The organism is Sphingomonas sp. Leaf412 (genome assembly GCF_001425405.1).
GTDB lineage: Bacteria > Pseudomonadota > Alphaproteobacteria > Sphingomonadales > Sphingomonadaceae > Sphingomonas.
The window spans coordinates 242,715-249,384 of sequence record NZ_LMQP01000004.1; the positions used below are offsets into that span (position 1 = coordinate 242,715).

10 protein-coding genes are annotated in these 6,670 nt (G+C 70.2%); 5 read left to right on the plus strand and 5 right to left on the minus strand.

The window, feature by feature from the left end; genetic code table 11:
* Positions 1-522 (minus strand): ATP-dependent protease subunit HslV (gene hslV / locus ASG29_RS15390; protein WP_055986297.1); only part of this gene is annotated, 522 nt, incomplete at its 3' end.
* Between the two features lie 121 nt (positions 523-643).
* Between hslV and ASG29_RS17265 the strand changes: the two genes are divergently transcribed.
* Complete coding sequence (locus tag ASG29_RS17265; RefSeq protein WP_200932544.1) at positions 644-814, plus strand: hypothetical protein; 171 nt, start codon at positions 644-646, stop codon at positions 812-814.
* A 248-nt stretch (positions 815-1,062) separates the two neighbouring features.
* On the opposite strand, the gene ASG29_RS15395 is transcribed toward ASG29_RS17265, so the two are convergent.
* From ASG29_RS15395 to ASG29_RS15405, 3 genes are all read right to left on the minus strand, one after another.
* Entirely contained in the window at positions 1,063-1,470 is a 408-nt protein-coding gene (locus tag ASG29_RS15395) for a holin family protein (protein WP_055986299.1), read from the minus strand.
* Positions 1,471-1,550: 80 nt separating this feature from the next.
* Positions 1,551-2,084, minus strand: coding sequence for a glycoside hydrolase family 108 protein (locus tag ASG29_RS15400; RefSeq protein WP_055986302.1), 534 nt, complete (start codon positions 2,082-2,084; stop codon positions 1,551-1,553).
* 81 nt (positions 2,085-2,165) lie between these two features.
* Complete coding sequence (locus ASG29_RS15405) at positions 2,166-2,810, minus strand: trimeric intracellular cation channel family protein (RefSeq protein ID WP_055986305.1); 645 nt, start codon at positions 2,808-2,810, stop codon at positions 2,166-2,168.
* 1,169 nt (positions 2,811-3,979) lie between these two features.
* Here ASG29_RS15405 and ASG29_RS15415 point away from each other — a divergent pair.
* The 3 genes from ASG29_RS15415 (at position 3,980) to ASG29_RS15425 (ending at position 5,480) form a co-directional block, all read left to right on the plus strand.
* Positions 3,980-4,288, plus strand: a complete 309-nt coding sequence (locus ASG29_RS15415; protein ID WP_082516198.1) for a glycine zipper 2TM domain-containing protein — start codon at positions 3,980-3,982, stop codon at positions 4,286-4,288.
* A 94-nt stretch (positions 4,289-4,382) separates the two neighbouring features.
* A complete protein-coding gene (locus tag ASG29_RS15420) occupies positions 4,383-4,811 on the plus strand; it encodes an OsmC family protein (RefSeq protein ID WP_055986310.1) in 429 nt (142 codons plus the stop codon).
* A 108-nt stretch (positions 4,812-4,919) separates the two neighbouring features.
* On the plus strand, positions 4,920-5,480 hold the full coding sequence (locus tag ASG29_RS15425) for a glycine zipper 2TM domain-containing protein (protein WP_055986313.1): 561 nt from the start codon (positions 4,920-4,922) through the stop codon (positions 5,478-5,480).
* Between the two features lie 54 nt (positions 5,481-5,534).
* Here the strand turns inward: ASG29_RS15425 and ASG29_RS15430 are convergent, their stop codons facing one another.
* Positions 5,535-5,756 (minus strand): hypothetical protein, encoded by a 222-nt coding sequence (locus ASG29_RS15430; protein ID WP_055986316.1) that lies wholly within the window; start codon positions 5,754-5,756, stop codon positions 5,535-5,537.
* A gap of 86 nt (positions 5,757-5,842) precedes the next feature.
* On the opposite strand from ASG29_RS15430, the gene ASG29_RS15435 reads away from it, so the two are divergent.
* Entirely contained in the window at positions 5,843-6,589 is a 747-nt protein-coding gene (locus ASG29_RS15435) for a hypothetical protein (protein ID WP_055986320.1), read from the plus strand.
* Positions 6,590-6,670 lie beyond the last annotated feature (81 nt).

The window sequence follows — 6,670 nt, forward strand, 5'->3', positions numbered from 1 at the left end:
GCACACCTCCGCCGCGATCTTCATCGCCTTGCGGCACAGGATTTCGGCATCGTCCTCATATTCCACCAGCGCACGCGCGGCGGCCAGCGCATAATTGCCGCCGGACCCGATCGCGGCGACCCCGGCCTCGGGCTCCAGCACGTCGCCGTTGCCGGTCAGGATCAGCGTCACGCCCCTGTCCGCGACGATCATCATCGCCTCCAGGTTGCGCAGGAACTTGTCGGTGCGCCAGTCCTTCGCCAGCTCCACCGCGGCGCGCATCAACTGGCCCTGATGCTGTTCCAGCTTGCGTTCCAGCCGCTCGAACAGCGTGAAGGCATCCGCGGTCGCGCCCGCGAAGCCGCCGATGACCTTCCCCTCGCTGCCCAGGCGGCGGACCTTGCGCGCGTTCGGCTTCATCACCGTCTGGCCCATGGAAACCTGTCCGTCGCCGATGACGACGACCTTGCCGCCGCGACGGACCGACAGGATGGTGGTGCCGTGCCAGACCGGCGCGGCGTGTGGATCGTTGTTCCCGCTCATGACGGCGCATGTAGGGAGCGCGAGGGGCCGGCGCCAACCGGCGACACATTTCGCCATGTCGATGCAAGGAAACGGCAAGACGGATGCACCATATCGGTCGCCAGGAGTTTGAACGACCGACATGCGTACCGACGATCCAGACTATCTCGCCGCCCGCGCCGAAGCCGAAACCGAAGCCGCCGCGAAAGCCGCCAGCCCCGAGGCCGTGCGCGCGCATTACCGCATGGCGGAGGCGTATCTGGACAGGCTCTATCCGCCCGAGGATGAGGAAGGGGCGAGCGAGGCGGGTTAACCCTGCCCCGGGCGTTCACGGGACCCTTTGCGGAACGCACGTCCGTCAAGCCGGGCTTGTCCCGGCATCCATCGTGCCGCGAGAGCAAAGCCCGTTGCTCTGGCGGCACGATGGACCCCGGAACACGTCCGGGGTGACGGGGTACTTGGCCAGCATCCACCCCCCCCGTTCGGCCTGAGCGCAGTCGAAGGCCATGCGCCGATGCTTCGACTTCGCTCAGCACGAACGGAAGTCGGGTCTTTGTGGCCCTACCGCGCCCGCCCCTTTCCCCATTCGCGCGCCACGGTGTAGCCGAGGTAACCCGTTCCGAACAACGCGTACAACGGCTCCGGCAGGCCCGCGAGATAGGCGTTCATGCCCTGCCCGATCGCCGATGCCATCTGCGGCCGGACCGCGGCGATCAGGCCCATGGGGATGCTCCACAGCAGCAGCGCGTACATGACGTACAGGAAGGACGGGCGCGCGCGGCTGGTCCATGGGTCGGGGGACGCGGCCTCCGCCAGCACCGCCCCCATCTGCGCCTTCACGCGCTCCAGTTCCTGCGTGCCTTCCAGCCGCAGCAGTTCCAGCTTCGCCGCTTCGCGCGCCTTGGGGTCGGGGACGACCTTGTCGATGAGGCCCGCGATGGGGCCGATGATGCCGTCGATCAGGGACATGGGATTCTCCCGCGAATGTTGCGAATGTTGAGGCGCCGGCGCGGTACGCGCGGCGCATGTCGAGGGGTGCCGCGCCCGCGTCAGCCGAGGCGGTTGGCGAGCCAGCCGTAGAGGAACGCCTCGTTAGCCGGGCGGCGCTCCGCCAGCGTGAGGTAGCGTTCGCCCTGCAACGCCTCGATCGCCTTCACCAGCACCCCCTCCCCCGCCGGACGGGCGGCCAGGAACCGGTCGAGCGCGGTAAGCGTCGCCGGGCCGACGCGGCCGTCGAGCAGGACGTCGGCATAGTCTCGGGCGCCGCGGTTGAGCGCGTTCAGCGCGCGCTGGAGGAAACCCGCCGCGACCGCCGGCCCCATGTTGACGCCGGTGTCGAACAATTCGGTCGCGACCGCGGGCGCGCGCGCCGCCACCCGGTCGAACGCGGGGCGGTGCCAGTACAGGCGGCGGTAGATCGCCTCCGCCGCCGGGCGCGCGAAGTGGCGCATGTCGCCGACATAGCCGTTGGCGCGCGCCACGCCCTCCGTAATGCCGAAGCGCGTCGGGCCGCCGCGATCCGCGGGATGATGGACATAGCCGCCTTCGCGGTCGATGACGGCGTCGATCAGGGAATCGATCATATGTTTCTCCTTCGCGGGAGAACATATGCGGAACATGCGATGTAGGACAGCGCCGCGGTCAGCCCGTCCGCGGGCGCAAGGTCATCCCCGCGCCCCATAGGCGGGCAGCGCGAGGCGCCAGCGGATCGCGGCGGCGCGCAGCCCGAAGCCCGCCAGTGCCGCCAGCGCCGCGGCGGCCCACGTATCGACGCCCAGCACGCGCAGGCCGACATAGGACCCGGCCGCCAGCGCGGCGGCGGTGACGTACAGTTCGGGGCGCATCAGGATCGACGGCTCGCCCGCCAGCACGTCGCGGATGATGCCGCCGACGCATCCCGTCACGACGCCCATCAGCGCGGCGGGAAGCGGGGGCACGCCGTAGCCGATCGCCTTCGCCGCGCCGTACACGGCATAGGCGGCGAGCCCGACCGCGTCGAACCAGTCGAGCGCGGCGCCGCGCCACCATCGTTCGGGCGTGGCCCAGATGATCGCCGCGACCGCCAGGCACACCGCGGACACGCGCGCGTCGTGGATCCAGAACACCGGCGCACCGATCAGCAGGTCGCGCACCGTCCCCCCGCCGACCCCGGTCACCAGCGCGAAGAAGGCGAGCGTCACCGGCGTCTGCCCGCGCCGCGCCGCCGCCAGCGCACCCGACGCGGCGAAGACCGCCAGCCCCGCGATGTCGAGCCACGGCGCGAAGGCGGGAAGGAGGATCGTGGGAGGCGGAAGAAGCGCGGGCGACATGGCGGGGGTGCCGTAGCGGGTGGTTGGGCGGGGGTCGATGGGGGTGGTGGGGTGGGATGGCGGTCGGGGGGGGTACGTGATAATCGTCGTCTCGTCATCCCGGCGCAGGCGGGGATCCAGCGTTGCGGGCGGCGGCGTCCTCTACCCTCGATCCCGGCCTTCGCCGGGTCGACGGCCCTCGAAGGGACGAACCCCTGTTCTGCCTCCCGGCCATAGGCGTGTCCGCCAAGGTTCATTGTATGCCCGCGAAGGCGAGCGCGGGGTCGGATCGTCCCCCGCGCGATCCTCGCGCATGCGGGGCATGCGCGACCCCGCACTCCCGGACCGGGTCATGATTGAAGACACAAGGGGCGGTACGTTTCGTAAAATCAGGTCCCGGGTGACCACCGACGTCGGTTTCTTCGTCATGCCGGGCTCGTCCCGGCATCCACCGTGCCGCTTTTCCCTCGACCGCAGGATGTGCGGCACCGTGGATGCCGGGACGAGCCCGGCATGACGGTGGTGGTGGTGAGGACGATCCGGGACATGGACCCCGGATCGGGTCCGGGGTGACGCCGGATACCCCACCCGCACCCCATGGAGAAAAGGGGACCGGCATCGCTGCCGATCCCCCTGTCGCTCGCGCCTTCGCCCGTCCGGGTGGACGAGGCGTCGGCGGGGCGGCGCGCGGCGCCTGTCGGCGTCGTGCTCCGGCGATCGGGTGCGGTCGTCCGGGTCGCCCCGTCGGTGCCGCCTCCCTTCGCGCCATCGGCCATCCGTCATCCGCGTCGCGCTTCGCCGGTGGTCCCCGTCGTCAGGAACGGTCACCCCCTGCGCGCGCCGCCCGCGGTGACGGCGGCCGTCCGGTTCCCGGCGGCGGACGAGGTCCGCGATGCCGGGTCCCGAACCGGGCCCATACCGCCGCGACCAGGGTCAGGCGGCCGGCTTCCCGGCTGCAACCCCTTGCTTTCCCGCCGATTTCTCGCCGGTCCGGCATCGGGCCACGTCCGGATGCTGTCACGCCGTCCGAGTCGGACCCAGCGAAAACGACCTGTGGATAACGTGGATATCGGGGATGATCCGCAACGATGAACGCATCGTTGTTTTCGGTTCATGCAACCCGCCCTACACGCGGACGTTTCGCAGCCAGTACGAATTTCCCGTCACGAATTTCACCCCGGAGGAATGTTATGCGTAAGATGATGCTGACCCTGGCCGCCGCCGCGATGGTCGCCCCCACCCTGATCGTCGTCACCCCCGACGCCGACGCGCGCAAGCGCTACGGCTATCGCGAGTGGCGCGGCAACGACGGGCGGCTGCGCTGTCGCAAGCCCAACGGCACGACCGGGCTGGTCGTCGGCGGCGTCGCGGGCGCGCTGCTGGGCCGCACGATCGACACCGGCGGCGACCGGACGCTGGGCACCGTCATCGGCGGCGTCGGCGGCGCGCTGGCGGGGCGCGAGATCGAGCGCAGCGGCAGCCGGCGCCAGTGCCGCTGACGCACCCGCGCTGAACCTACCGGCGCGACGCGAGTTTGAAGGGCGCGGCTCCCACGGGGGCCGCGCCTTTTTCATGTCCCGGAAGGATCATCACATGCCCACGCGCAGCGGCTCGGCCCGATATCAGGGCCTCGGCAAGGACGGCAAAGGCACCGTCTCCACCCAGTCCGGCGTCCTGTCGGACTCCCCCTACGGCTTCACCACGCGGTTCGAGGACGAGCCGGGCACCAATCCCGAGGAGCTGATCGCCGCCGCGCACGCCAGCTGCTTCACCATGGCGCTCAGCTTCGCGCTGGCCAAGGCGGGGCACACGAACGGATCGCTGGAAACCGAGGCGAAGGTCACGGTCGAGCAGTCCGACGGCGGCTTCACGATCACGTCGTCGAAGCTGGAGCTGACCGGGCACGTGCCGGGCATCTCGGCCGAGGAGTTCAAGCGTATCGCGGAGGAGGCGAAGGCGAACTGCCCCGTGTCCAAGGTGTTGAACGCGCAGATCAGCCTGACGCACACGCTGGCCGAATGACCGGCGCGTAACTGACGGTTGCGTGAACGCGACGTAGTTTTGCGTTCACGCAACCGGCTGTCACATATGCGGGTTCTACCGTCGTCATTTCGCAAAGGAACAGTGACGATGCGTATCATGATCGGCGCGGCGCTCGCCGCCATCACCCTTACCGCGGTCCCCGCGACCGCGCAGAACCCGCGCGAGGCGCAGCGCGAGTATAACCGCGAGGTGCGCGACGCGCAGCGCGACTATCGCCGCGACGTCCGCAACGCCGATTCGCGCCGCGACGTGCGCGATGCGCGCCGCGAATATCGCGAGGACGTGCGCGACGCGCGCAAGGACTATCGCCGCGACGTGCGCGACTGGCGTCAGTACAACCGCTACGACTACAACCGCTACGCGCCGGGTCAGCGCGCCTATTACGCGGACCAATATTATCGCGACGGCCGCTATTACCAGCCGCGTCGGCTGACGCGTAACGACCGCATCTATCGCGGCAACAACGGGCGGTATTACTGCCGTCGCAACGACGGCACGACGGGCCTCATCGTCGGCGGCCTGGCGGGCGGTGCGCTGGGCAACATCATCGCGGGCGGCGGGTCGCGACTGCTGGGCACGCTGATCGGCGCGGGCGGCGGTGCGCTGCTGGGCCAGTCGGTCGATCGCGGGCAGGTGGTCTGCCGCTGATTCCGCCCATGGCGTAACGACAGGGCCCCGGTGGAAGCCGGGGCCCTTCTCGTATCAGATGAAGCCGCCGCCGAGCGCGAGGCGCAGGCCGAAGATCAGGATGAGAACGAGGTTCAGGTTCCGTCCGCCGTTCTTCGACGACAGCATCCCGATCACCGCGCCGACGACCGCGATCGGGATGACGAACCAATAGCCCCAGGCGAGGAACGGCAGGAACGGCACGATCCCCAATACCAGGGCGACGAGACCGATCAGGATCGAAACGATGTTCAGCATGGGTTTCCCATCAATTGGACGGTGTCTTATATGGGCAAGACACGCGCTCGTCGAATCTTAACCGCGCGCGTGGCAGGACGGTTCCCATGTCCAGACACGCGATATGGGCGGCCGTCGCGATGACGCTCGCCGGATGCGGGGCCGAACCGCCCGCCGACACGGCACGGGATGCGGTCGCCGCGCTCGATGCCGAACTGACCGCAACCGCGCTCGCCAATGCCGCGGACCCCGCGCTGACCGCGGCGCTGCGCGACCAGATCATGGTCGACCCGCACCTGGTGCAGCAGGCGAACGACGATTCGATCCGCCCCCCGACGACGCCCGCGAGCGGCGCGATCCCCGCGGACGATATCGCGGGCGCGGTCCGGCGCCCCGCGATGACCGATGCGCTGCGCCCCGCCCCCGCCGCATCGGCCGCGTGCCCGCAATGCGCCGCGGCGCGCGCGTCGCTGACGCTGGGCGCGCTGGCGGAAACGCAGGGCGGGAAGGCGGGACGATGCGCCGCGACGGTGGCCTATTCCGCCGGCTGGGCCAACCGCCTGCCCGGCGGCGTCCCGCTCTATCCCGACGCGCGCGTCGCGGAGGCCGCGGGCGCGGACGGCGCGGGCTGCGCCCTGCGCATCGTCAGTTTCTCGAGCGCGGCACCGATGCAGCGGCTGCTCGACTATTATTACACGAAGGCCAGCGCGGCGGGATATGCCGCGGGGCACCAGGCGGACGGCGCGGAACACATATTGGGCGGCAAGCGCCGCGACGGCGCCGCGTTCCTGGCGGTGATGCGCGCGCGCGCGGGCGGCGGGACCGAGGTGGACCTGATGGCGGAGGGCGGCTGAGAGCCTTTTTCTCCCTCTCCCCATTGGGGAGAGGGTCGGGGTGAGGGGCCGGTGTCTCACCGAGGGCAGCGCCCGTGGCGG